The sequence below is a fragment of the Streptomyces sp. AF1A genome (genome assembly GCF_047340315.1).
Classification (GTDB): domain Bacteria; phylum Actinomycetota; class Actinomycetes; order Streptomycetales; family Streptomycetaceae; genus Streptomyces.
The window spans coordinates 1-22,926 of record NZ_JBLEBI010000076.1; the positions used below are offsets into that span (position 1 = coordinate 1).

The following is a 22,926-nucleotide window of genomic DNA, read 5'->3' on the forward strand; positions in this document are numbered from 1 at the left end:
GACGCCGGCTCCTGCCCGGCTCCCGGGACCAGGGCGAGTTCCTGCCGTGTCGGTGCCCGGCCCGTGACCGGCGTCAGGGTGAGATCGGTTCCCGCTGCCGGAGTGCGGTCCGGGCGCGACGGCCCTCGCCGTGCCGCTTCCGCCAGGAAGCCCGGCACCACCACGTCCGCCCCCCACTTGCCGCCCTCCTCCGGGACCAGGAGTTCGGCGATGTCGAGGACGTGGTGGCCGGCCATGGCGGGCAGGCAGCGGCCGCGGGCGGGGCCGATGGCCGCGGCCCAGGCGAGCGGGATGGCGCAGAAGCCCCGCGTCGCGCCGGCCAGGGCGCCGGCCACCGCCGCCGTGGTGTCGGCGTCGCGGCCCATGTTGACGGCCGTCAGGACCGCCTCCTCGAAGTCGCCGTCGGCGGTCGCGTACGCGCCGAACGCGAGGGCGACCGCCTCCGGGGCCAGGTCGGTCCAGGGATAGCCGCCGATGACGACGGCGGAGCGGACCGCGCGTTCGCCGCGATGGGCCACGGCCACCGCGCGGCGCAGCGAGCGGGCCGTCCAGGAGTCCTCCGGGATCACCGCGAGGGCGGAGGCGATCACCACCGGCGCGGGCGCTCCCGCCATCGCCGCGGCCACCCCCGCGGCGACCGCCTGACCGCCGTAGATGCCCTCGCCCTCGTGGCTGATGGAGCCGTCGATCGCCACCAGCCGGGCAGCCTCCCCCGGGCGCCCGGCCGCGAAGACCCCGAAGGGCGCCGCGCGCATCGCGAGCCCGTCGCTCCAGGCGTGGCGGTGCTGGGCCGAGATGGGGGCGGCCAGGCCCCGGCGCAGGTTCTCCAGGGTGCCGCGCTCGCTGAAGCCCGCGCCCCGGAAGGGGCCCTCCGCCCGGTCGGCGATCCACTCGTGCCAGGCCGCCTCCACGTGGGCCGGGGTGAGCGCCGAGCCGTGCCGGGCCAGCAGCAGGCCGGAGAAGAGCGTGTACTCGGTGTCGTCCGTGCCGTGCGGGCGGTCCGTCACGTACCCCGTGATGCGCCCCCAGCGGGCGCGGATCTCGGAGGGCCTCAGGTTCTCCGCCGGCGCGCCGAGCGCGTCGCCGACGGCCAGGCCGAGCAGCGCGCCGCGGGCCCGTTCGCGCAGCCCGGCGGCGTTCCCGGGTGCCGGGGGCGGGGGAGTGCGGGCGATCGATGCCATGGGGGGGCCTCCTTCGGCGGACCCCGAGCACCGGCGGGGCCCTCTGCGGATGTCTCCCACGGCGGGGGCGTCACCGACCTGTTCCGACCTCAGCGTCACCCGCTCGACAGATGAGCTAGCTTGATCACGCATGAGCGATACGGGGAAATCCGCAGGTTAGCCCAGCCTTTCCTTGCTGGCGGCATCGGCGCGAGAGGCGTAGGTTCGGTGTCGTCGAAAAGTAGAACTCGTCCAAAGTTAGCTTTGGCTAAGCTATCCCGGGGGCTCGTATGGCCATCATCGATGCCGAGGCCGCGCTGCACGAGGCGCACCGTGACAACCACACGCACCGCGATGTCAACGGCGGCTGGCTGCGCCCCGCCGTCTTCGGTGCGATGGACGGCCTGGTCTCCAACCTCGCCCTGCTGACCGGCGTGGCCGGCGGGTCCGTCGGTCATCAGACCATCGTCATCACCGGTCTCGCGGGGCTCGCCGCCGGCGCCTTCTCCATGGCGGCCGGCGAGTACACCTCCGTCGCCTCCCAGCGCGAACTGGTCGAGGCCGAGCTCGACGTCGAGCGGCGCGAGCTGCGCAGGCACCCGCAGGACGAGGAGGACGAGCTCGCCGCACTCTACGTCGCCCGGGGCGTGGAGCCCGGACTGGCCCGCGAGGTCGCACGGCAGCTGTCCCAGGACCCCGAGCAGGCCCTGGAGATCCACGCCCGCGAGGAGCTGGGCATCGACCCCGGCGATCTGCCCTCGCCGCTGGTCGCCGCCGTCTCCTCCTTCGGCTCCTTCGCCCTCGGCGCCCTGCTGCCCGTGCTGCCGTTCCTGTTCGGCGCCACCGCGCTGTGGCCCGCCGTGCTGCTGGCCCTGATGGGGCTGTTCGGCTGCGGTGCCGTCGTGGCCAAGGTGACCGCGCGCACCTGGTGGTACAGCGGCCTCAGGCAGCTCGCGCTGGGCGGCGCGGCCGCCGGTGTGACGTACGCCCTGGGTACCCTGTTCGGAACGGCCGTAGGATAACCGTGCCGGAACTTATGCGGCGGGCCGCATAAGTAGCCGTTACTCGCTGGTTTCGAGTGCGTGACCACTGGGCATGAGCCGTAAGCGCCGCAGGCAATGACGCCTGCAACCCCGCGGGGTGGGCCGACGACGCTCCCCCCGCCCCCCTCCGGGCCGCCGGACGCCGATCCGACCGATCTCGTCCGCAACGGTCCCCCCCCGACGTTCGCCGCCACCGAGCGGCACCCCCACCGCCCCGGGCGGTACCCCGTCGCCACCGTGCGACGCCCACGCCACGGACCCCGTGGTGTCCGCATGCTGGAACGGAGTATCCACTTCCCGGGATCCGTCCCATCATGTAACCTGCACGAAATTTCGCCACCTCGCAGAGGGCCAACGTCGTCCCTCGGCACCTGCCACATGCCACATGACGACGACGGGAGAGCCGATGCGTACGCCGCGCCAGCCGTCCCAGCACTCCGCGAATGGCCAGAACTGGTCGTTCATGGATGCTCGCCCTGCTGCGCAGGGTATGTACGACCCCCGCAACGAACACGACGCCTGCGGTGTCGGTTTCGTCGCCACCCTCACCGGCGAGGCGTCCCACACACTGGTCGAGCAGGCGCTGACCGTGCTCCGCAACCTGGAGCACCGCGGCGCCACCGGCTCCGAGCCCGACTCGGGCGACGGCGCCGGCCTGCTGTCGCAGGTGCCCGACGCGTTCTTCCGCGAGGTGGCCGGATTCGACCTCCCCGCGGCCGGCTCGTACGCCGTCGGCATCGCCTTCCTGCCGGAGGAGGGGACCGAGGACACCGTCTCGAAGATCGAGACGATCGCGGCCGAGGAGGGCCTCACCGTCCTCGGCTGGCGCGAGGTCCCGGTCGCCCCGGAGCTGCTGGGCGCCACCGCCCGCTCCACCATGCCGGTCTTCCGGCAGATCTTCGTCACCGGGGGCGCCTCCCGGACGGGCATCGCGCTGGACCGCACGGCGTTCGTGCTGCGCAAGCGCGCCGAGCGCGAGGTGGGCGTCTACTTCCCGTCACTGTCCGCGCGCACGATCGTGTACAAGGGCATGCTGACCACCGGCCAGCTGGAGCCGTTCTTCCCCGACCTGTCCGACCGCCGCTTCGCCTCCGCGATCGCGCTCGTGCACTCCCGGTTCTCCACGAACACCTTCCCGTCGTGGCCGCTCGCGCACCCGTACCGGTTCGTCGCGCACAACGGCGAGATCAACACCGTCAAGGGCAACCGCAACTGGATGGTCGCCCGCGAGTCCCAGCTGGTCTCCGACCTGTTCGGCGACAGGGAGCTGGACCGCATCTTCCCGGTCTGCACGCCGGACGCCTCCGACTCCGCCTCCTTCGACGAGGTGCTGGAGCTGCTGCACCTGGGCGGACGTTCGCTGCCGCACTCGGTGCTGATGATGATCCCGGAGGCGTGGGAGAACCACGACTCCATGGACCCGGCCCGGCGCGCCTTCTACCAGTACCACTCCACGATGATGGAGCCCTGGGACGGCCCGGCCTGCGTCTGCTTCACCGACGGCACCCAGGTCGGCGCCGTGCTCGACCGCAACGGCCTGCGCCCCGGCCGCTACTGGGTCACCGACGACGGCCTCGTCGTCCTCGGCTCCGAGGTCGGCGTCCTCGACATCGACCCGGCCAAGGTCGTCCGCAAGGGCCGCCTGCAGCCCGGCCGCATGTTCCTCGTCGACACCGCCGAGCACCGCATCATCGAGGACGACGAGATCAAGGCGACCCTCGCCGCCGAGCAGCCGTACGCCGAGTGGCTGGAGGCCGGCGAGATCGAGCTGGGCGACCTGCCCGAGCGCGAGCACATCGTCCACACCCACGCCTCGGTCACCCGCCGCCAGCAGACCTTCGGGTACACCGAGGAGGAGCTGCGCGTCCTCCTCGCCCCGATGGCCCGCACCGGCGCCGAGCCGATCGGCTCCATGGGCACGGACTCGCCGATCGCGGCCCTGTCCGAGCGTCCGCGGCTGCTCTTCGACTACTTCACCCAGCTGTTCGCGCAGGTCACCAACCCGCCGCTGGACGCGATCCGCGAGGAGCTGGTCACCTCCCTGCGCTCGTCGCTGGGCCCGCAGGGCAACCTGCTCGACCCGACGGCCGCCTCCTGCCGCTCCGTCGTGCTGCCCTTCCCGGTCATCGACAACGACGAGCTGGCCAAGCTCATCCACATCAACGCCGACGGCGACATGCCCGGCTTCAAGGCCGCCACCCTGTCCGGTCTGTACCGGGTCTCCGGCGGCGGTGACGCGCTGGCCGCGCGCATCGAGGAGATCTGCGCCGAGGCCGACGCGGCCATCGAGAACGGCGCCCGCCTGATCGTCCTGTCCGACCGCCACTCGGACGCCGAGCACGCGCCGATCCCCTCGCTGCTGCTCACCGCGGCCGTGCACCACCACCTCATCCGCACCAAGCAGCGCACCCACGTGGGCCTGCTGGTCGAGGCCGGCGACGTCCGCGAGGTCCACCACGTCGCCCTGCTGATCGGCTACGGCGCCGCAGCCGTCAACCCGTACCTGGCGATGGAGTCGGTCGAGGACCTGCTCCGCGCGGGCACCTTCATCAACGGCATCGAGCCGGAGAAGGCCATCAAGAACCTGATCTACGCGCTCGGCAAGGGCGTCCTGAAGGTCATGTCGAAGATGGGCATCTCCACCGTCGCCTCCTACCGCGGCGCCCAGGTCTTCGAGGCCGTCGGCCTGGACCAGGCCTTCGTCGAGAAGTACTTCAACGGCACCGCCACCAAGATCGGCGGCGTCGGCATCGACGTCATCGCCCAGGAGGTCGCCGCCCGCCACGCCAAGGCCTACCCGGCCTCCGGCATCGCCCCCGCGCACCGCGCGCTGGAGATCGGCGGCGAATACCAGTGGCGCCGCGAGGGGGAGCCGCACCTGTTCGACCCGGAGACGGTCTTCCGCCTGCAGCACTCCACGCGCACCGGCCGGTACGACATCTTCAAGAAGTACACGTCCCGGGTGAACGAGCAGTCCGAGCGCCTGATGACGCTGCGCGGCCTGTTCGGCTTCAAGTCCGACCGCAAGCCGATCCCCCTCGACGAGGTCGAGCCGGTGAGCGAGATCGTCAAGCGCTTCTCCACGGGCGCCATGTCGTACGGCTCCATCTCCAAGGAGGCGCACGAGACCCTCGCCATCGCCATGAACCAGCTGGGCGGCAAGTCCAACACCGGCGAGGGCGGCGAGGACCCGGAGCGCCTGTACGACCCGGCGCGCCGCAGCGCCATCAAGCAGGTCGCCTCCGGCCGCTTCGGCGTGACCAGCGAGTACCTGGTCAACGCGGACGACATCCAGATCAAGATGGCCCAGGGCGCCAAGCCCGGCGAGGGCGGTCAGCTGCCCGGCCACAAGGTCTACCCGTGGGTCGCGAAGACGCGTCACTCGACGCCGGGCGTGGGCCTGATCTCCCCGCCGCCGCACCACGACATCTACTCCATCGAGGACCTGGCCCAGCTGATCCACGACCTCAAGAACGCCAACCCGGCCGCGCGCATCCACGTGAAGCTGGTGTCGGAGGTCGGCGTCGGCACGGTGGCCGCGGGCGTCTCCAAGGCGCACGCGGACGTGGTGCTCATCTCCGGCCACGACGGCGGCACCGGCGCCTCCCCGCTGACCTCCCTGAAGCACGCGGGCGGCCCCTGGGAGCTGGGCCTCGCCGAGACCCAGCAGACCCTGCTGCTCAACGGCCTGCGCGACCGCATCGTCGTGCAGACCGACGGCCAGCTGAAGACCGGCCGTGACGTGGTCATCGCCGCGCTGCTCGGCGCCGAGGAGTTCGGTTTCGCGACCGCGCCGCTCGTCGTCTCCGGCTGCGTCATGATGCGCGTCTGCCACCTGGACACCTGCCCGGTCGGCATCGCCACCCAGAACCCGGTCCTGCGCGACCGCTTCGCCGGCCAGGCCGAGCACGTGGTGAACTTCTTCCGGTTCATCGCCGAGGAGGTCCGCGAGCTGTTGGCCGAGCTGGGCTTCCGCTCCATCGAGGAGGCCGTGGGCCACGCCGAGGTGCTGGACGTGGAGCGCGCGGTGGACCACTGGAAGGCGCAGGGCCTGGACCTGGCGCCGCTGTTCCACGTGCCGGACCTGCCCGAGGGCGCCGTCCGCCACCAGGTGGTGGCGCAGGACCACGGCCTGGAGAAGGCGCTGGACAACGAGCTGATCAAGCTCGCCGCCGACGCCCTGGCCGCGAACGACGCGACCGAGGCCCAGCCGGTGCGCGCCCAGGTCGCCATCCGCAACATCAACCGCACGGTCGGCACCATGCTCGGCCACGAGGTGACGAAGAAGTTCGGCGGCGCGGGCCTGCCCGACGACACCATCGACATCACCTTCACCGGCTCCGCCGGCCAGTCCTTCGGCGCGTTCCTGCCGCGCGGCGTCACGCTGCGCCTGGAGGGCGACGCCAACGACTACGTCGGCAAGGGCCTGTCCGGCGGCCGGATCGTCGTCCGCCCGGACCGCGCGGCCGACCACCTCGCCGAGTACTCGACCATCGCGGGCAACACCATCGCCTACGGCGCCACCGGCGGCGAGCTGTTCCTGCGCGGCCGTACCGGTGAGCGGTTCTGCGTGCGCAACTCGGGCGCGCTGGTCGTCTCCGAGGGCGTGGGCGACCACGGCTGCGAGTACATGACCGGCGGCCACGCGGTCGTCCTCGGCCCGACCGGCCGCAACTTCGCGGCGGGCATGTCCGGCGGCATCGCCTACGTCATCGACCTCGACCGCGACAACGTCAACGCCGGCAACGCCCGGTCGGTCGAGGCGCTCGACGAGGCCGACAAGCAGTGGCTGCACGACGTGGTGCGCCGCCACGCCGAGGAGACCGGCTCGACGGTCGCCGAGAAGCTGCTCGCCGACTGGGACACGGCCGTGCGGCGCTTCAGCAAGATCATCCCCAGCACGTACAAGGCAGTGCTCGCCGCCAAGGACGCCGCCGAGCGAGCCGGTCTCCCCGAGACCGAGGTCACCGAGAAGATGATGGAGGCGGCGATCAATGGCTGACCCCAAGGGCTTCCTGAACCACGGCCGCGAGGTCGCCAGGACGCGTCCCGTCGCCGAGCGGGTCAGGGACTGGAACGAGGTCTACGTCCCCGGCTCCCTGCTGCCGATCATCAGCAAGCAGGCCAGCCGGTGCATGGACTGCGGCATCCCGTTCTGCCACAACGGCTGTCCGCTGGGGAACCTGATCCCCGAGTGGAACGACTACGCCTACCGCGAGGACTGGACGGCCGCCTCCGAGCGGCTGCACGCGACCAACAACTTCCCGGAGTTCACCGGTCGCCTGTGCCCCGCTCCCTGCGAGTCGGCGTGCGTGCTGGGCATCAACCAGCAGCCGGTCACCATCAAGAACGTCGAGGTCTCGATCATCGACAAGGCGTGGGACGCGGGCACCGTCGCCCCGCAGATCCCCGAGCGCCTGTCCGGCAAGACGGTCGCGGTCATCGGCTCGGGCCCGGCGGGCCTCGCCGCCGCCCAGCAGCTGACCCGAGCCGGCCACACGGTCGCCGTCTACGAGCGCGCGGACCGCGTCGGGGGCCTCCTCCGGTACGGCATCCCCGAGTTCAAGATGGAGAAGCGGCACATCAACCGCCGCATCGAGCAGATGCGCGCGGAGGGCACCCGCTTCCGCACCGGCGTCGAGATCGGCCGCGACATCAACGCGCGCGACCTGAAGAAGCGGTACGACGCGATCGTGATCGCCGCCGGCGCCACGACCGCCCGCGACCTGCCGGTGCCCGGCCGCGAGCTCAAGGGCATCCACCAGGCGATGGAGTACCTGCCGCTGGCCAACAAGGTCCAGGAGGGCGACTACGTCACCCCGCCGATCTCGGCCGAGGGCAAGCACGTCGTGGTCATCGGCGGCGGTGACACCGGCGCCGACTGCGTGGGCACCGCCCACCGGCAGGGCGCGGCCTCCGTCACCCAGCTGGAGATCATGCCCCGCCCGAACGACGAGCGGCACCCGGCCAGCCAGCCCTGGCCGACCTTCCCGATCCTGTACAAGGTCACCTCGGCCCACGAGGAGGGCGGCGAGCGGATCTACTCCGCCTCCACCACCCACTTCGAGGGCGACGAGGACGGCAACGTGCAGTGGCTGCACCTGGCCGAGGTGGAGTTCGTCGACGGCAAGCTGACCCAGAAGCCGGGCACCGAGCGCAAGATCCCGGCCCAGCTGGTCACCCTCGCCATGGGCTTCACCGGCACCGACCGGGAGAACGGCCTGGTCGAGCAGTTCGGCCTGGAGCTGGACGAGCGCGGTAACATCGCCCGCGACGCCGACTTCCAGACCAACGTGCCGGGTGTGTTCGTCGCCGGGGACGCCGGCCGCGGCCAGTCGCTGATCGTGTGGGCGATCGCGGAGGGGCGCTCGGCCGCCCGCGGCGTCGACCGCTACCTGACCGGAGCCAGCGACCTGCCGGCCCCGATCCGCCCGACCGACCGCGCCCTCGCGGTCTGACGGCCCCTCCAAGCGTCCCGTACAACGGCGTACGGGCGGGTCATCTGGGGGACACCCCCAGACCCCCGCCGACGGCGCCTGCCCGCCTGTCCCCGACCGGACGACTGGGCAGGCGCCGTCGCACGTCCCGGACGCCCCCGGGTCACGACGGCACCACCCGGCACGTCTCCCCGTACACCTGCCACTCGAGCCGCGCGGCCGACGGGTCGCGGCCGACGGCACCACCGCCGTGACGATCACGGCACGGCCGCGAACCGCGGGATTCCCGCTCGTCTCATGCGGCGGCCCCGCTCGTCAGCGACGCCGCCTTGACCCAGGCGAGGACCAGCAGCAGTGCCAGCAGGGCCACGCACACGCCCGCCTGGACCAGGGTGCGCCGGCCGTCCCGGGGCGCGTACGCGTACGCCAGCGTCACCGCGCCGCCGGCCAGCAGGCCGCCGAGGTGGGCCTGCCAGGAGGTCAGCCAGGCGGAGACCACCATCCACAGCACCAGTCCGCCCATGTACTGGTTGACGGACCGCATGTTGTAGCCGAGGCGGCGGCCCATGACCCAGTAGGCCGCGCCCAGGCCGAAGACGGCGCCGGACGCGCCCACCGTGCCGGTCTCCGGAGCGAGCAGCAGCACCAGCACCGAGCCGCCCAGCGCCGACAGCAGGTACAGGGCGAGGTAGCGGACCCGGCCCAGCTGGGCCTCGACCACCCGGCCGATGTTCCACAGCGCGACCATGTTGAGCAGGATGTGCGTGATGCCGAACGTTCCCTCGCCGGGCGTCAGATGGAGGAACGCGCCGGTCAGCAGCCGGTACCACTCCCCGTGCGCGACGCCCTCGGGGTAGTAGCCGGCGGGCGCGGCGCCGAGCATGTCGAAGCGGTTCTCGACCGAGGGGCGGGCCAGCTCGGCCAGGTAGGCCAGCACGTTCAGGCCGATCAGGATGTATGTCACCAGTGGCACCGCGCTGATCCGGCCGCCGAACACGGTCCGTGCCTGCCGGATGGAGCGGGCGCCCTCCTTCACGCACTCCACGCACTGGTGGCCGACGGCCGCCTCCCGCATGCAGGACGGGCAGATGTAGCGGTCGCAGCGGGTGCACCGGACGTGGGACTCCACCTTGGGGTGCCGAAAGCAGGTGGTGGCGGTGGATTCGGCGGTCACAGCCGGCTCCTTGCGAAGAGAATCGGGGGCAGGTCGAGCCGGTGGGGACGGCGGCGAACAAAATAGCGAACTGGTGTGACGGCTGCGACAACAGGACCCAGTGATCACATAAGCTTCCGGAACAGCGAGGGGGACCATGGCCGCGATCAGCCTGCGCAGGGTGGAGGAGAGCGCGCCCGCGCTCGTCGGCGCCTACCGGTCGGCCGGGGTGTCCCTGCGCAAGCACGGCCTGGAGCAACTGCGGGCCGCCGTCTACCTCGTCGTCGATTATTCCGGCTCGATGAGGCCGTACTACCAGGACGGCAGCGTGCAGGCGCTCGCCGACCGGGTGCTGGGCCTGTCCGCGCACCTGGACGACGACGGGTGCGTGCCGGTGGTGTTCTTCTCCACGGACATCGACGCGGTCACCGACATCGCGCTGGACCGCCACGAGGGCAGCGTGGAGCGGATCGTGGCCGGGCTGGGGCACATGGGCAGGACCAGCTACCACCTGGCCATGGACGCCGTCATCGACCACTACCTGGACAGCGGCGCCACCGACCCCGCCCTGGTCGTCTTCCAGACCGACGGCGGCCCGATCAACAGGCTCGCCGCCGAGCGCTATCTGTGCAAGGCGGCGAAGCTGCCGTTGTTCTGGCAGTTCGTCGGCTTCGGCGACCCGGGCAGCCGGCAGTTCGACTTCCTGCGCAAGCTGGACGAACTGGCGGTGCCCGGCAGGCGGATCGTGGACAACGCCGGCTTCTTCCACGCGGGCGAGGATCCCCGGCGGGTCCCCGACACCGAGCTGTACGACCGTCTCGTCGGCGAGTTCCCCCGGTGGCTGGCGGCCGCCCGCACCGCCGGCATCGTCCGTCCGGCCTGAGTCATCCGGCCGGGCTCTCGCCGAGCGCGTCCTGAAGGACCAGCTCCCGGCACTCCTGGGGCGTCCCCCACGCCGTGCGCAGGGCGCGGGCCTTGGTCAGCCACAGGGAGAGGTCGTACTCGGCGGTGTAGCCGATGGCGCCGTGCAGTTGCAGCGCCGTGCGGGCGGTGGCGTACGCCGCCTCGCAGGCCTTGAGCTTGGCGGCGGCCACGTCCGCGGGGCGCAGGGACAGCGCGGCGCCGAAGAGCAGGGGGCGGGCGAACTCCAGGGCCGTCTTCGCGTCGACCAGGCGGTGCTTGACCGCCTGGAAGGAGCCGATGGGCACGCCGAACTGGGTGCGCTGCCGGACGTGGGCGAGCGTCCGGTCGAGGAGGGCGAGGCCGACGCCGAGGGCCTGGGCGGCGACGGCCAGGCGGGCGTGGGCGAGGGCATCGGCGCGGGGCGGCTCGCGGCTGAGCAGTTCGCCGTCCGGGACGAGCGGGGTCAGCCGGCGGGCGGGGTCGAGGGAGCGGCGCACCGGGCCCGGCGCCGCGGTGGACAGGTACAGGCCCTCGGGGGCCGGGTACAGCCGCACGGACGCGGCGTCGCCGTCGAGCGCGCACCCGCCGGGCCCGGCCACGGTCGCGAGGTCCGTTCCGGCCGTGAGGCCCGGCAGGAAGCGCCTGGCGAGCCGGGGTTCGCCGAGGAGGACGGCGGCAGCGACCGTCTCCGCCAGCGGCCCCGGCACCGCGTGCCGGCCCACCTCCACGAAGGCCACGGCGAGTTCGACCGGACGTGCGCCCAGTCCGCCGTACTCCTCCGGCACCGCCAGCCCGAACACCCCCGTCTGCGCGAGCCGCGCCCACAGCGCGCGTCCGCTCGCATGGTCGCCGCGGCTCCAGTCCCGGACCACCGCCGGGGTGTTCGCGGCCGTCAGCAGCGCGTGCAGCGATGCGGCGAAGGCGTGCTGCTCGGCGTCGAGCAGGAAGCGCATCAGCGGCGTCCCTTCGGCAGGCCGAGCAGGCGCTCGGCGACGATGTCGCGCTGGATCTCGTTCGTGCCCGCGTAGATCGGCCCGGCGAGCGCGAAGACGTACCCCTCGGACCAGTCGGTGCCGGCCAGTTCCCCCTCCGCGCCGAGCAGGTCGAGCGCCGTCTCGTGCAGCGCCAGGTCCAGCTCGGACCAGAAGACCTTGTTCATGCTGGACTCCGGGCCGAGCCGGGCGCCGTCCAGGAACCGGGAGGCGGCCGCGTAGGTGAACAACTGGTAGGCGCGGGCGCCGATCAGGGCGTCGGCCACCCCTTCCCGCGTGTGCTCCGGGCAGCCCCGGGCCCGCCACAGGCCGAGCAGGCGGGCCGCGGAGGCGAGGAAGCGGCCGGGGGAGCGCAGGGTGAGCCCGCGTTCGTTGCCCGCCGTGGACATCGCGATCCGCCAGCCCTGGCCGGGCTCGCCGATCACGTCCTCGTCCGGGACGAACACCTCGTCCAGGAACAGTTCGGCGAAGGCCGGCCTGCCGTCCAGCCGGCCGACCGGCCGGACCGTGACGCCCGGCGCCCGCAGGTCGAACATCAGGTACGTGAGCCCCTGGTGGGGTTCCGGGGCGTGCGGGTCGCTGCGGAACAGGCCGAAGGCCCGGTCGGCGAAGGACGCCCGCGAGGACCACGTCTTCTGCCCGCTGAGCCGCCAGCCGCCCTCCGTGCGCACCGCCCTGGAGGTGAGCGCGGCCAGGTCGGAGCCCGCCCCCGGCTCGGACCAGGCCTGCGCCCAGACCACCTCGCCGGTGGCCATCGGCGGCAGCACACGCGCCCGTTGCCGCTCCGTGCCGTGGTCGAAGAGGGTCGGCGCGAGCAGGCCGACGCCGTTCTGGCCGACCCGGCCCGGGGCGCCCGCCGCCCAGTACTCCTCCTCGAACACCAGCCACCGCAGCAGACCCGCGTCCCGGCCGCCGTACCTGCGCGGCCACGACACCACCGACCAGCGGTCGGCGGCCAGTTCCGCCTCCCAGGCGCGGTGTGCCGCGAAGCCCTCCTCGGTCTCCAGGGACGGCAGCGGCACGCGCGGGACGTGCGCCCGCAGCCAGGCCCGGGCCTCGGCGCGGAACTCCTCGTCGGCCGGAGAGTGGGTCAGGTCCACGGTCGCCCCGCTTCCTTCCGTCACCTTCCCTAACAAGTGTTTGGTAGGTTAGCGTGACCCCATGACAGGCGTCGAGAGCCCGGCCTACGTGCCCGGGCACGGACTGCTGCAGGGGCGCACCGCGGTCGTCACCGCGGCGGCCGGCTCCGGCATCGGCGGCGCCACCGCGCGCCGCTTCCTGGAAGAAGGCGCCCGCGTGCTCATCAGCGACGCGCACACGCGCCGGCTGAAGGAGCACGAGGCGGAACTCGGCCGGGAGTTCCCCGGCGCGGTGACGGCGATGCCGTGCGACGTCACCGACGAGGACCAGGTCCAGGCGCTGTTCGAAGCGGCCGCGGCCGCACACGGACGGCTGGACGTCGTCGTCAACAACGCGGGCCTCGGCGGCACTTCGGACCTGGTCGACATGACCGACGACCAGTGGTCCCGGGTCCTGGACGTCACCCTCAACGGCACCTTCCGGTGCACGCGCGCCGCGCTGCGCGCCATGCGGGAGACCGCCGGCGGGGTGATCGTCAACAACGCCTCCGTCGTCGGCTGGCGCGCCCAGGCCGGACAGGCCCACTACGCCGCCGCCAAGGCCGGGGTGATGGCCCTGACCCGGTGCGCCGCGATCGAGGCGGCCGCGTACGGGGTCCGGGTCAACGCGGTGGCACCCAGCCTCGCCCTGCACCCGCACCTGGTGAAGGTCACCTCCGCCGAACTGCTCGCGGACCTGACCGAACGGGAGGCCTTCGGGCGCTGCGCGCAGCCCTGGGAGGTGGCCAACGTGATCGTGTTCCTGGCCTCCGGCTACTCCTCGTACATGACCGGCGAGGTCGTCGCCGTCAGCAGCCAGCACGCCTAGGAGCAGCATGGGTGCGTCCAGAATGGGTGCGTGCCGACCAAGAAGAAGCCCCAGGTGACCGCCGCAGCCGCCCGGCGCGGCGAACTCCTCAGCACCGCTGCCGAGGTGTTCGCCGAGCACGGCTACAACGCCACCACCGTCCGCAGGATCGCGGACCACGCCGGGATGCTCGCGGGCAGCCTCTACTACCACTTCGACTCCAAGGAGTCGATGCTCGAGGAGATCCTGCGGACCTTCCTGGACGAGCTGTGGGACGGCTACGACACCGTCCTGACCTCCGGACTCGGGCCTCGCGAGACGCTGGAGGCGCTGGTCACCGAGTCCTTCCGGGAGATCGACCGGCACCGCGCGGCCGTCGCGATCTACCAGAAGGAGAGCAGACAGCTCGTCGCCCAGGACCGGTTCGCCTTCCTCGCCGAGTCCCAGCGCCGGTTCGAGAAGGCCTGGCTCAGCACGCTGGAACGCGGGGTCGCCGAGCACGTCTTCCGCGCCGACCTCGACGTGCGGCTCACCTACCGGTTCGTGCGCGACACCGTCTGGGTCGCCGCCTCCTGGTACCGGCCCGGAGGGCAGCACAGCCCCGAGGAGATCGCCCGGCAGTACCTGTCGATGGTGCTGGACGGCATCGCCGTGCGCGACGAGCACGGCAAGCGGGAAGAGCACGAGTAGCACGACTAGCACCCCGAGCACCATGAGCGCCACGAGCACCGCGGATAACACCCCTTTCCTGGTGAGGGAGTTGCCATGGCCGAGGCCTACATCGTCGAAGCGGTCCGCACGCCCGTCGGGCGGCGCGGGGGAGGACTCAGCGGCGTCCACCCGGCCGACCTGGGCGCGCATGTCCTCAAGGCCCTCGTGGAGCGGGCGGGGATCGACCCGGCCGCCGTGGAGGACGTCGTCTTCGGCTGTCTGGACGCGGTGGGGCCGCAGGCCGGGGACATTGCCCGCACCTGCTGGCTGGCCGCCGGACTGCCCGAGGAGGTGCCGGGCGTGACCGTCGACCGGCAGTGCGGCTCCTCGCAGCAGGCCGTGCACTTCGCCGCGCAGGCCGTGCTCTCCGGCACCCAGGACCTGGTGGTCGCGGGCGGGGTGCAGAACATGTCCCTGATCCCCATCGCCTTCGCCTCCCGGCAGGCCGCGGTGCCGCTCGGCCTGACCGACGGCCCCTTCCTGGGTAGCGCCGGCTGGCGCGCCCGCTACGGCGACCAGCCCGTCAATCAGTTCGCCGGCGCCGAGATGATCGCCGCCAAGTGGGGCATCGGCCGGGCGGAGCAGGAGGAGTACGCCCTGCGCTCGCACCGGCGCGCGATCCTGGCCATCGACACCGGCCGCTTCGAGCGCGAGACCGTCCCCTACGACCCGGTCGCGGTGGACGAGGGCCCGCGCCGGGACACCTCCCTGGAGAGGATGGCCGCCCTCAAGCCCGTCCTCGACGGGGGCACCGTCACCGCCGCCTGCTCCTCCCAGGTCTCCGACGGCGCCGCCGCCCTGCTGCTCGCCTCGGAGCGCGCGGTACGCGAGCACGGGCTGCGCCCCCGCGCCCGCGTCCACCACCTCTCCGTGCGCGGCGAGGACCCCGTCCGGATGCTGTCCGCGCCCATCCCCGCGACCGCGCACGCCCTGCGCAAGACCGGCCTGACCATCGACGCCATCGACCTCGTGGAGATCAACGAGGCCTTCGCTCCGGTCGTCCTGGCCTGGCTGCGGGAGACCGGCGCCGACCCCGGAAAGGTCAACGTCAACGGCGGCGCGATCGCCCTCGGCCACCCCCTCGGCGCGACCGGCGCCCGCCTGATGACGACCCTGCTGCACGAACTGGAGCGCACCGGCGGGCGCTACGGCCTGCAAACCATGTGCGAGGGCGGCGGGCAGGCCAACGTGACGGTCATCGAACGGCTCTGAGCCCCGCCAGCACCTCCTCCGCCTCCCGCACGACCCGCTCCACCAGCTCCGCGCACGACGGCAGGTCGTCGATCACCCCGGCGACCTGCCCGGCCGCCATCACCCCCAGGTCCGTACGCCCGTCCACCATCGCGGACTTCAGCAGCACCGGCGTGTTGGCGGCCAGCAGGACCTGGCTCCAGGACAGCTCGCTGCCGCGCCGCAGGGCGAGGCCGTCGCGGACCAGTTGCCGCCAGGTCAGCCCCGCCAGCCGCCGGAATCCGGCCGCGCGCCGCACCGCATGCCCGAAGGCGCGTATGCGGCCGGACCGCTCCAGCGCGTCCACCAGGTCGGTGCGCAGCATCCGGTGCGGCAGGCCGTCCACCGCCCGGGTGACGGTGACGTCCCGGACCGTCGCCGCCAGATATCTGGCCTTGACCGCGTCCGGCACCGTCGACTCCGAGGTGAGCAGGAACCGCGTGCCCATCGCCACCCCGGCCGCCCCGTACGCCAGCGCCGCCACCAGGCCCCGCCCGTCGAAGAACCCGCCCGCCGCCACCACCGGTATCCGCACCGCGTCCACCACCTGCGGCAGCAGCACGCTCGTCGCCACCTCGCCAGTGTGCCCGCCGCCCTCGCCGCCCTGCACGATCACCGCGTCCGCGCCCCACGCGGCCACCTTCTCGGCGTGCCGCCGCGCCCCGACGGACGGGATGACGACCACCCCGGCCTCCTTGAGCCGCCCGATCAGCTTGGGGGAGGGCGCCAGCGCGAAGGAGGCCACCCGCACGCCCTCCGCCAGGATGATCCGCACCCGCTCGGCCGCGTCGCCCGCGTCGGCACGCAGGTTCACCCCGAACGGCGCGTCGGTCCGGGACCGGACCTCCCGTATCGCGGCGCGCAGCCGGGCGGGCGTCATCGTGGCGGAGGCCAGGATGCCGAGCGCGCCCGCGTTCGCCGCCGCCGAGACCAGCCGCGGTCCGGCCACCCAGCCCATCCCGGTCTGCACGACCGGATGGCGGACGCCGACCAGCCGGGTGAGCGCCGTCTCCATCAGCTCCCCACCGCCTCGGGCACCTCACATGTGCGCGCCCCGCCCGGGTCCAGCACCTGACGGATCAGCCGCAACTCCTCGGCGTCGGGCTCCCGCGTGGCCGGCACCTCGTCCGGCACCGCGAGCGCGAACCCCGTCGCCTCCCGCACCTGCTCCACGCCCACCCCGGGATGCAGACAGGCCACCCGCATCGAGCGGTCCGGTGTCGCGAAGTCGAACACGCCGAGGTCGGAGACCACCCGCACGATGCGGTGGAAGCGACCCGTCGCGCCGAGCGCGGCCGCGCGGTCGTATCCCACCCCGCAGACCATGTCCACCCGCTCCACGAACACCCGCCGGGAGTGCCGCGGGATCCAGTAACTGGTCGGATGGTTCAGCGTGTTGAGCGGTGCTCCGCGCACTCCCAGCAGCTGCCGCCGGGGCCGCGCCCAGTCGCCGACGCAGGAGATGTTCTGGTTGCCGTAGCGGTCGATCTGGCTCGCGCCCATCATCACGTGCCGCCGTCCGCCCGCCACCAGGGCCAGGTGCTCCCGGTAGGGCAGCCAGCCCTCCGGAGTGCCGTCCGGACGCACCAGCAGTGCCTCGCCGTCGGTCAGCAGCAGGTCCGGCGCGAAGGTGAGCCGGGCCAGCCTCGCACCCAGCGAGGGAATCAGCCCCATCGGGCTCGCCAGGATCTCCCCGGCCCCGCGCCAGGCGTCGGCGCAGGCGATCACGCAGTACTCGGCCCGGGTGACCCTCATCGCCCCTGCTCCCCGCGCCACTCCTGGACCGCCGCCCGGTACGCGCCCTCGTCGCCGCCGAGGAACCGCCCGGCGAAATCCGGCCAGGGCGTGCCCGCGTACGCCCGCTGGAACTCCTCGTCCCTGCCGTAGTCGGGCGCGCAGGACGTGAAGTGGGCCCCGTTCGGCGCCTCCACCACGCCTGTCACCGCGAGCCGCTTGAGCAGCAGCGACTGCGGCGGCGCGCCCTTGGTCAGCTCGGCGGTGTCCACGATCCGCTCGCAGGAGACGTAGGCCGCGTCCGCCGCCGCGCAGAACAGGTCGTCGAAGTACGGGTCCGGGCCCGTGCACCGGCCGTTGCCCAGCCGGTCGGCCCGGTGGACGTGCACGAGGGCCGCGTCCAGCCGCAGCGCGGGCATCGCCACCAGCGTCTCCCCGTCCGCGTACGGCGAGGTCACGGTCCGCAGGCCGGGGTTGACCCGCATCACGTCCGAGCCGGCCCCCGCCCGCACCGGCAGGAACGGCAGCCGGCGGGCCGCCGCCTCCAGACCCCACAGGAACATGCCCTCGTCGACCTCGGTCAGCTCCGGGCCGCCGCGCTCCCGGGCCGCCCGGTAGTGCGGTTCGAGCGGGATGGAGTCGAGCGTGACGAAGGCGGTGACCAGCCGGCGGATCCGGCCGGCCGCGGCCAGCATCCCGACGTCCGGGCCGCCGCACGAGACGACGGTGAGATCGCCGATCCCGGATCGCAGCAGCGCCCGCACCAGTGCCATCGGCTTGCGCCGGGAGCCCCAGCCGCCGATGCCCAGGGTCATGCCGCTCTCCAGCCGGGCGACCACCTCCTCGGCGGTCATCGACTTGTCGCCCATCTACGCGCCCTCCTTCCCGAACGTGCCGCGCACCCGGTCGGCCAGGCCGCTGAGGCCGGCCTCGAAGGTGAAGCCCTGCTCGAAGCGGTAGCTGCGGCGCACGTCGACCGGATCGATGCCGTTGAGGGCGGCCTTGGCCATGCGCAGCAGCCGCCCGTCCTTCGCGGCGATCTCCCGGGCCAGTTCCAGCGCCGCCCCCGCCAGCTCCTCGCCCGGCACTACGCGCCACACCGAGCCGTGCCGGTGCAGTTCCGCCGCGCTCGCGGTGCGGCCCGTGTAGTACAGCGCGCGCATCAGGTGCTGCGGGACCAGCCGCGCCAGATGGGTCGCGGCGCCCAGCGCGCCCCGGTCCAGCTCGGGCAGCCCGAAGACGGCGTCCTCGCTCGCCACGATCGCGTCCGCGTTGCCCACCAGCCCTATTCCGCCGCCCAGGCAGAATCCCCGCACCGCCGCGACCACCGGTGTCTCGCACTCGTAGACCGCGGCGAAGGCCTCGGCACAGCCCCGGTTGGCGCCGATCAGTGCCTGCCGCCCGCCCGCCTGTATCTCCTTGATGTCCACGCCCGCGTTGAAGCCCCGCCCCTCGGCGGCCAGCACGACGCACCGGACCCCCGGGTCGCCGCCCGCCGCGCGCACGGCCTCGGCCAGCGCGAACCATCCGGCCACCGGGAGCGCGTTCACCGGCGGGAAGTCGACGGTGACCACGGAAATCCCCTTTTCCGGGGACGAACGGGAGACACCCATGGGCACATCAGCTACCTTTCCACCAAACGTTTGTTAGGTGCGAGGCTTCGAAGCTAGCAGTCGGCGAAGACATGCGGGAGAGCCTGTGGACAACTCACCAGCGGGCCCTGTGGACAACGCATCTGCGGGCAGCCCAGTGCACAACTCGCCTGCGAGTCCGCCGGACAACTCGCCTGCGAGCACTGCGGACAACGCGTCGGTGAGCACCGCGGACAACGCGTCGGCGAGCCCTGCGGGCACCTCGCTGCGCGGCAGAACCGTCGTGGTCACCGGGGGCACCCGGGGCGTGGGCGCCGGCATCGCACGAGCCTTCGCCGCGGCGGGCGCACAGGTCCTGGCCTGTGCCCGCAGGCCCCCCGAACACCCGCTGCCCGGCGTCGGGTTCAGCCCGCTCGACCTGTGCGACCCGCCCGCCGTCCGCGCCTTCTTCGCCGCGCTGCCGCGGCTCGACGTGCTGGTCAACAACGCGGGCGGCACGCCGTACCGGCGGCTCGCCGACGCGGACGCCGAACGGCACGCCAGAGTGGTGGAGCTGAACCTGATCACCCCGCTGACCGCGTCCCTCGCCGCGTACGAGCACCTGCGGCGCAGCAGGGGCTCGGTCGTGATGGTCGGCAGCGTCAGCGGCGGCCGTCCCTCGCCCGGTTCGGCCGCCTACGGCGCGGCCAAGGCGGGGCTCGCGAACCTGGCCGCCTCGATGGCCGTGGAGTGGGCGCCGGAGGTCCGCGTCAACACGCTTGTGGTCGGCATGGTCCGCACCGAGCCGGCCGCCGTGCACTACGGCGGCCCCGACGGCGTCGCCGCCGTGTCCCGCACGGTCCCGCTCGGCCGGCTGGCCGCCCCGGCCGACGTCGGCGCCGCCGCCGTCTTCCTCGCCTCCGACGCCGCCGGCTACATCAGCGGGGCGAGCCTGCACGTGCACGGGGGCGGGGAGCGGCCCGCCTTTCTGGATGCGGCAACCGCCGGCAGGGAGAAGTGAGATGACGTCGACCGAGTCGAGCGGGACGAGCGGGACGAGCGGGACGAGCGGGATGAGCGGGATCTGCGACGGCAGGGTCGCCGTCGTCACCGGGGCCGGCCGCGGGCTCGGCCGCGCCCACGCCCTCGCCTTCGCGGCGGAGGGCGCCCGGGTCGTCGTCAACGACCTGGGCGTCGCACTGGACGGGGCGCCCGGCGCGGAGAGCCCCGCGCACGCCGTCGCCGCGGAGATCCGGGCCGCGGGCGGAGAGGCGGTCGCGCACCAGGGCGACATCGCCACGACCGAGGGTGCCGCGTCCTTGATCCGGACCGCGGTCGAGGCGTACGGCGGACTCGACACGCTCGTCAACAACGCCGGCTTCCTGCGCGACCGCATGCTCGTCACCCTCGGCGAGGACGACTGGGACGCCGTGCTCCGTGTCCATCTCAAGGGCCACTTCCTGCCCCTGAGGCACGCCGCCGCGCACTGGCGGGCCCGGGCCAAGGCCGGGCGCACCCCGGCGGCCCGGGTCGTCAACACCAGCAGCGGGGCGGGCCTGCTGGGCTCGGTGGGGCAGGGCAACTACAGCGCGGCCAAGGCCGGGATCGTCGCGCTGACCCTCGTCGCGGCGGCGGAACTGGCCCGCTACGGCGTTCAGGTCAACGCGATCGCCCCCGCCGCCCGCACCCGCATGACGGAGCGGACCTTCGCCGCGACCATGGCGGCCCCGGCCGCCGGCTTCGACGCCATGGCGCCGGAGAACGTCTCCCCGCTCGTGGTCTGGCTCGGCTCCGCCGCCAGCGCGGGGGTGACCGGCCGGGTGTTCGAGGCGGAGGGCGGCCGGATCACCGTCATGGAGGGCTGGCGCGCCGGCCCCACCGCCGACAAGGGTGCGCGGTGGACGCCGGCCGAGGCGGGGGAGGCGGCGCGGGAGCTGCTCGCCGCCGCGCAGGCGCCGGGCCGGGTGTACGGCGCGTAGGGCGCCCTACGAGGTCAGGCGGGCGACGGCCGCGCGCTGCCGCTCGCTCATCACGGAGAGGAAGCGGATCACCGTGTCCAGCTCCTGCGTGCTGAACTCCTCGCAGGCCTCGACGATGTCGCCCGCCCAGTCCGCGAAGAACTCGGCCAGCTCGGCCAGCTTCTCCTCGTTCAGCTCGACGAGCACCCGGCGCTTGTCCGTCGGGTGTTTGACCCTGCGCACGAAGCCCTTGCCCTCCAGCCGGTCGAGCAGCCCGGTGACGGATGCGGGGGCCAGTCCGGTCAGTGCGGCGAGGTCCTTGGCGGTCAGCGGTCCCTGCCGCTGGAGGTAGTCGAGGGTCTTCTCCTCCGTCGCGTTCAGCCCCTGCTTGGCGGCGACGGCCGAATGGAACATCACCGTGACTCCGCTGTGGACCCGGCCCACCTCCATGAGCCGCTCCAGCGTCTCGGCCCGTGCCGCCTCGTCCCGTGTCTCGTCTGCCTTGGCCATGGGGCAAGCCTAACAAAAATTTCGTTCGCTCGAACTAACTACTTGTGATCACGCATGCAGGGGTGCAATTATTTCGTTCGTCCAAACGAAATAATCTGAGCAGGGGGAGAGACCCGTGTCCACGACCCTCACCGAGCTTCCGCCCGCCGCGGCGCAGCCCCATCCGCGGCGCTGGGCCGCCGCCGTCGTGATGATGATCGCGGCCCTCATGGACCTGCTGGACGGCACGATCGTCAACGTCGCCGTCCCGTCCGTCAGCCGCGATCTGCACGCCTCGGCGAGCGACCTGCAGTGGGTGGTCTCCGCCTATCTGCTCGGTTTCGCCGCCGCCCTGATCGTCTCCGGCCACCTCGGCGACCGCATCGGCCGCCGCCCCCTCTTCCTCGCCGGCACGGCCGGCTTCGGCCTGGCGAGCCTCGCCTGCGGGATCGCCCAGTCACCGGGCCAGCTGATCGCCGCCCGGGCGGTGCAGGGGGTGCTCGCGGCCGTGCTGGTGCCGCAGGTGCTCGGCTCCTTCCGCACCCTGTTCCAGGGCAAGGAGCGCGGCGCTGCCTTCGGGATGTACGGCGCCGTCGCCGGGTTCGCCTCGGCGGTCGGCCTGCTGCTCGGCGGGGTGCTCACCGACGCCGACCTGTTCGGCTGGGGCTGGCGCTCGGTGTTCCTGGTGAACGTGCCGGTCGCCGTGGCCACCTTCGTGGGCGGGCTGCTGCTGGTGCCGGCCACCAGGGAGCGGTCGGCGGGCCGGCCGGACGTCCTGGGCAGCGCTCTTCTGGCCGGCGGCCTGGTCGCGATCGTGCTGCCGCTGGTGCAGGGCCGGCAGAACGGCTGGCCGCTGTGGGGCTGGGCGTGCCTCGCCGGGGGCCTGCTGGCCGTGGCGGGACTCGGGGTGTACGAGGCCCGGCGGCACCGGCCGGCGACGGTGCCGCTGCTCCCGGCGCGGGCGTTCCGGCTTCCGGCCTTCTCCACGGGCGTGCTGGTCCAGCTGCTGTTCTCCCTCGGCATGCAGGGCTTCTTCCTGGTCTTCGCGATCTGGCTGCAGACGGGCGAGCGGTACACGCCGATGCAGGCCGGGCTGGTCACCGTCGCCTTCTCGGCCGGCGGCTTCCTGACGGCGCCCGCCGCCGACGGGCTCGCCGTGCGGTACGGGCGGCTGGTGCTCGGCGCCGGCGCGCTGATGATGGCGGGCGGTTTCGGCTGGGTGTGGGCCGTGGTCGACGGCGCGCCGGCGCTGCACGTGGGCGCCTGGCCGCTGGTGCCGGGGCTGCTGATCGCCGGGGCAGGACTCGGCTTCCTGGTGGTGCCGCTGGTCAACGTGGTGCTGTCGGCGGTGCCCGGGGAGCTGGCCGGCGGTGCGTCCGGGATCTTCTCCACGGCCCAGCAGTTCGGCGGCGCCGTGGGGGCGGCGCTGGTCGGCACGGTGTTCTTCGGGCGGGCCTCCGCCGGGTTCGGCGGGGCCCTGGCGGATGCGATGCCGTGGGTCGTCGGGGCGTTCGTGGCGTGCGGGGCGCTGTGCGCGGCCCTTCCCCGCCGGGCGGTGACCGAGCACGTCGGCTGACCCGCCCGGCCACAGGGGGCTCCGCCCTCGGACCTCCGCCCCA

Annotated in this window: 19 protein-coding genes; 10 read left to right on the top strand and 9 right to left on the bottom strand. The window is 73.2% G+C overall.

Translation table 11 applies throughout. From position 1 onward, the window contains the following. Positions 1-1,181 (bottom strand): ADP-ribosylglycohydrolase family protein (locus ACLU3S_RS20640; RefSeq protein WP_413953384.1); only part of this gene is annotated, 1,181 nt, incomplete at its 3' end. 269 nt (positions 1,182-1,450) lie between these two features. Here ACLU3S_RS20640 and ACLU3S_RS20645 point away from each other — a divergent pair. The 3 genes from ACLU3S_RS20645 (at position 1,451) to ACLU3S_RS20655 (ending at position 8,661) form a co-directional block, all read left to right on the top strand. Further along, entirely contained in the window at positions 1,451-2,182 is a 732-nt protein-coding gene (locus ACLU3S_RS20645; protein ID WP_413953385.1) for a VIT1/CCC1 transporter family protein, read from the top strand. Positions 2,183-2,693: 511 nt separating this feature from the next. Beyond that, on the top strand, positions 2,694-7,205 hold the full coding sequence (gltB, locus tag ACLU3S_RS20650; protein WP_413953386.1) for a glutamate synthase large subunit: 4,512 nt from the start codon (positions 2,694-2,696) through the stop codon (positions 7,203-7,205). Continuing rightward, complete coding sequence (locus ACLU3S_RS20655; protein WP_413953387.1) at positions 7,198-8,661, top strand: glutamate synthase subunit beta; 1,464 nt, start codon at positions 7,198-7,200, stop codon at positions 8,659-8,661. The genes gltB and ACLU3S_RS20655 overlap by 8 nt, the downstream gene beginning before the upstream one ends. 274 nt (positions 8,662-8,935) lie before the next feature. Here the strand turns inward: ACLU3S_RS20655 and ACLU3S_RS20660 are convergent, their stop codons facing one another. Then, a complete protein-coding gene (locus tag ACLU3S_RS20660; protein ID WP_413953388.1) occupies positions 8,936-9,814 on the bottom strand; it encodes a rhomboid family intramembrane serine protease in 879 nt (292 codons plus the stop codon). A 136-nt stretch (positions 9,815-9,950) separates the two neighbouring features. On the opposite strand from ACLU3S_RS20660, the gene ACLU3S_RS20665 reads away from it, so the two are divergent. Next, positions 9,951-10,676: a vWA domain-containing protein gene (locus ACLU3S_RS20665; RefSeq protein ID WP_413953389.1), complete on the top strand. Its 726-nt coding sequence runs from the start codon at positions 9,951-9,953 to the stop codon at positions 10,674-10,676. A 1-nt stretch (position 10,677) separates the two neighbouring features. Here ACLU3S_RS20665 and ACLU3S_RS20670 read toward each other — a convergent pair whose 3' ends face one another. After that, on the bottom strand, positions 10,678-11,649 hold the full coding sequence (locus ACLU3S_RS20670; protein WP_413953390.1) for an acyl-CoA dehydrogenase family protein: 972 nt from the start codon (positions 11,647-11,649) through the stop codon (positions 10,678-10,680). Beyond that, entirely contained in the window at positions 11,649-12,788 is a 1,140-nt protein-coding gene (locus ACLU3S_RS20675; RefSeq protein ID WP_413953391.1) for an acyl-CoA dehydrogenase family protein, read from the bottom strand. The genes ACLU3S_RS20670 and ACLU3S_RS20675 overlap by 1 nt, the downstream gene beginning before the upstream one ends. A gap of 61 nt (positions 12,789-12,849) precedes the next feature. On the opposite strand from ACLU3S_RS20675, the gene ACLU3S_RS20680 reads away from it, so the two are divergent. The 3 genes from ACLU3S_RS20680 to ACLU3S_RS20690 all read left to right on the top strand — a co-directional run bounded on the left by ACLU3S_RS20680 (position 12,850) and on the right by ACLU3S_RS20690 (position 15,537). Continuing rightward, entirely contained in the window at positions 12,850-13,635 is a 786-nt protein-coding gene (locus ACLU3S_RS20680) for an SDR family oxidoreductase (protein ID WP_413953392.1), read from the top strand. Positions 13,636-13,665: 30 nt separating this feature from the next. Then, positions 13,666-14,304, top strand: coding sequence for a TetR/AcrR family transcriptional regulator (locus ACLU3S_RS20685; RefSeq protein ID WP_413953393.1), 639 nt, complete (start codon positions 13,666-13,668; stop codon positions 14,302-14,304). A gap of 75 nt (positions 14,305-14,379) precedes the next feature. After that, positions 14,380-15,537 carry an acetyl-CoA C-acetyltransferase gene (locus ACLU3S_RS20690; protein WP_413953394.1) on the top strand — a complete coding sequence of 386 codons (1,158 nt, stop codon included), beginning with the start codon at positions 14,380-14,382 and terminating at the stop codon, positions 15,535-15,537. Here ACLU3S_RS20690 and ACLU3S_RS20695 read toward each other — a convergent pair. Genes ACLU3S_RS20695 through ACLU3S_RS20710 form a run of 4 tightly spaced genes read right to left on the bottom strand, consistent with a single transcriptional unit; the run spans position 15,521 to position 18,902 of the window. Next, positions 15,521-16,570, bottom strand: coding sequence for an NAD(P)H-dependent flavin oxidoreductase (locus ACLU3S_RS20695; protein ID WP_413953395.1), 1,050 nt, complete (start codon positions 16,568-16,570; stop codon positions 15,521-15,523). The genes ACLU3S_RS20690 and ACLU3S_RS20695 overlap by 17 nt on opposite strands. Further along, positions 16,570-17,310, bottom strand: coding sequence for a CoA-transferase subunit beta (locus tag ACLU3S_RS20700; RefSeq protein WP_413953396.1), 741 nt, complete (start codon positions 17,308-17,310; stop codon positions 16,570-16,572). The genes ACLU3S_RS20695 and ACLU3S_RS20700 overlap by 1 nt, the downstream gene beginning before the upstream one ends. Continuing rightward, complete coding sequence (locus ACLU3S_RS20705; protein ID WP_413953397.1) at positions 17,307-18,158, bottom strand: CoA transferase subunit A; 852 nt, start codon at positions 18,156-18,158, stop codon at positions 17,307-17,309. Before ACLU3S_RS20705 ends, ACLU3S_RS20700 begins: the two co-directional genes overlap by 4 nt. Beyond that, positions 18,159-18,902 carry an enoyl-CoA hydratase family protein gene (locus ACLU3S_RS20710; RefSeq protein WP_413953398.1) on the bottom strand — a complete coding sequence of 248 codons (744 nt, stop codon included), beginning with the start codon at positions 18,900-18,902 and terminating at the stop codon, positions 18,159-18,161. 199 nt (positions 18,903-19,101) lie between these two features. On the opposite strand from ACLU3S_RS20710, the gene ACLU3S_RS20715 reads away from it, so the two are divergent. Both ACLU3S_RS20715 and ACLU3S_RS20720 read left to right on the top strand, forming a co-directional pair. Continuing rightward, entirely contained in the window at positions 19,102-19,881 is a 780-nt protein-coding gene (locus ACLU3S_RS20715) for an SDR family oxidoreductase (protein ID WP_413953399.1), read from the top strand. A gap of 52 nt (positions 19,882-19,933) precedes the next feature. After that, a complete protein-coding gene (locus tag ACLU3S_RS20720) occupies positions 19,934-20,839 on the top strand; it encodes an SDR family oxidoreductase (protein WP_413953406.1) in 906 nt (301 codons plus the stop codon). A 6-nt stretch (positions 20,840-20,845) separates the two neighbouring features. Here the strand turns inward: ACLU3S_RS20720 and ACLU3S_RS20725 are convergent, their stop codons facing one another. Then, positions 20,846-21,328: a MarR family winged helix-turn-helix transcriptional regulator gene (locus tag ACLU3S_RS20725; protein WP_413953400.1), complete on the bottom strand. Its 483-nt coding sequence runs from the start codon at positions 21,326-21,328 to the stop codon at positions 20,846-20,848. Between the two features lie 115 nt (positions 21,329-21,443). On the opposite strand from ACLU3S_RS20725, the gene ACLU3S_RS20730 reads away from it, so the two are divergent. Beyond that, the gene (locus ACLU3S_RS20730) at positions 21,444-22,883 is read left to right on the top strand and encodes an MFS transporter (RefSeq protein ID WP_413953401.1); all 1,440 of its coding nucleotides are present in this window, start codon (positions 21,444-21,446) and stop codon (positions 22,881-22,883) included. The last annotated feature ends 43 nt before the right edge of the window (positions 22,884-22,926 follow it).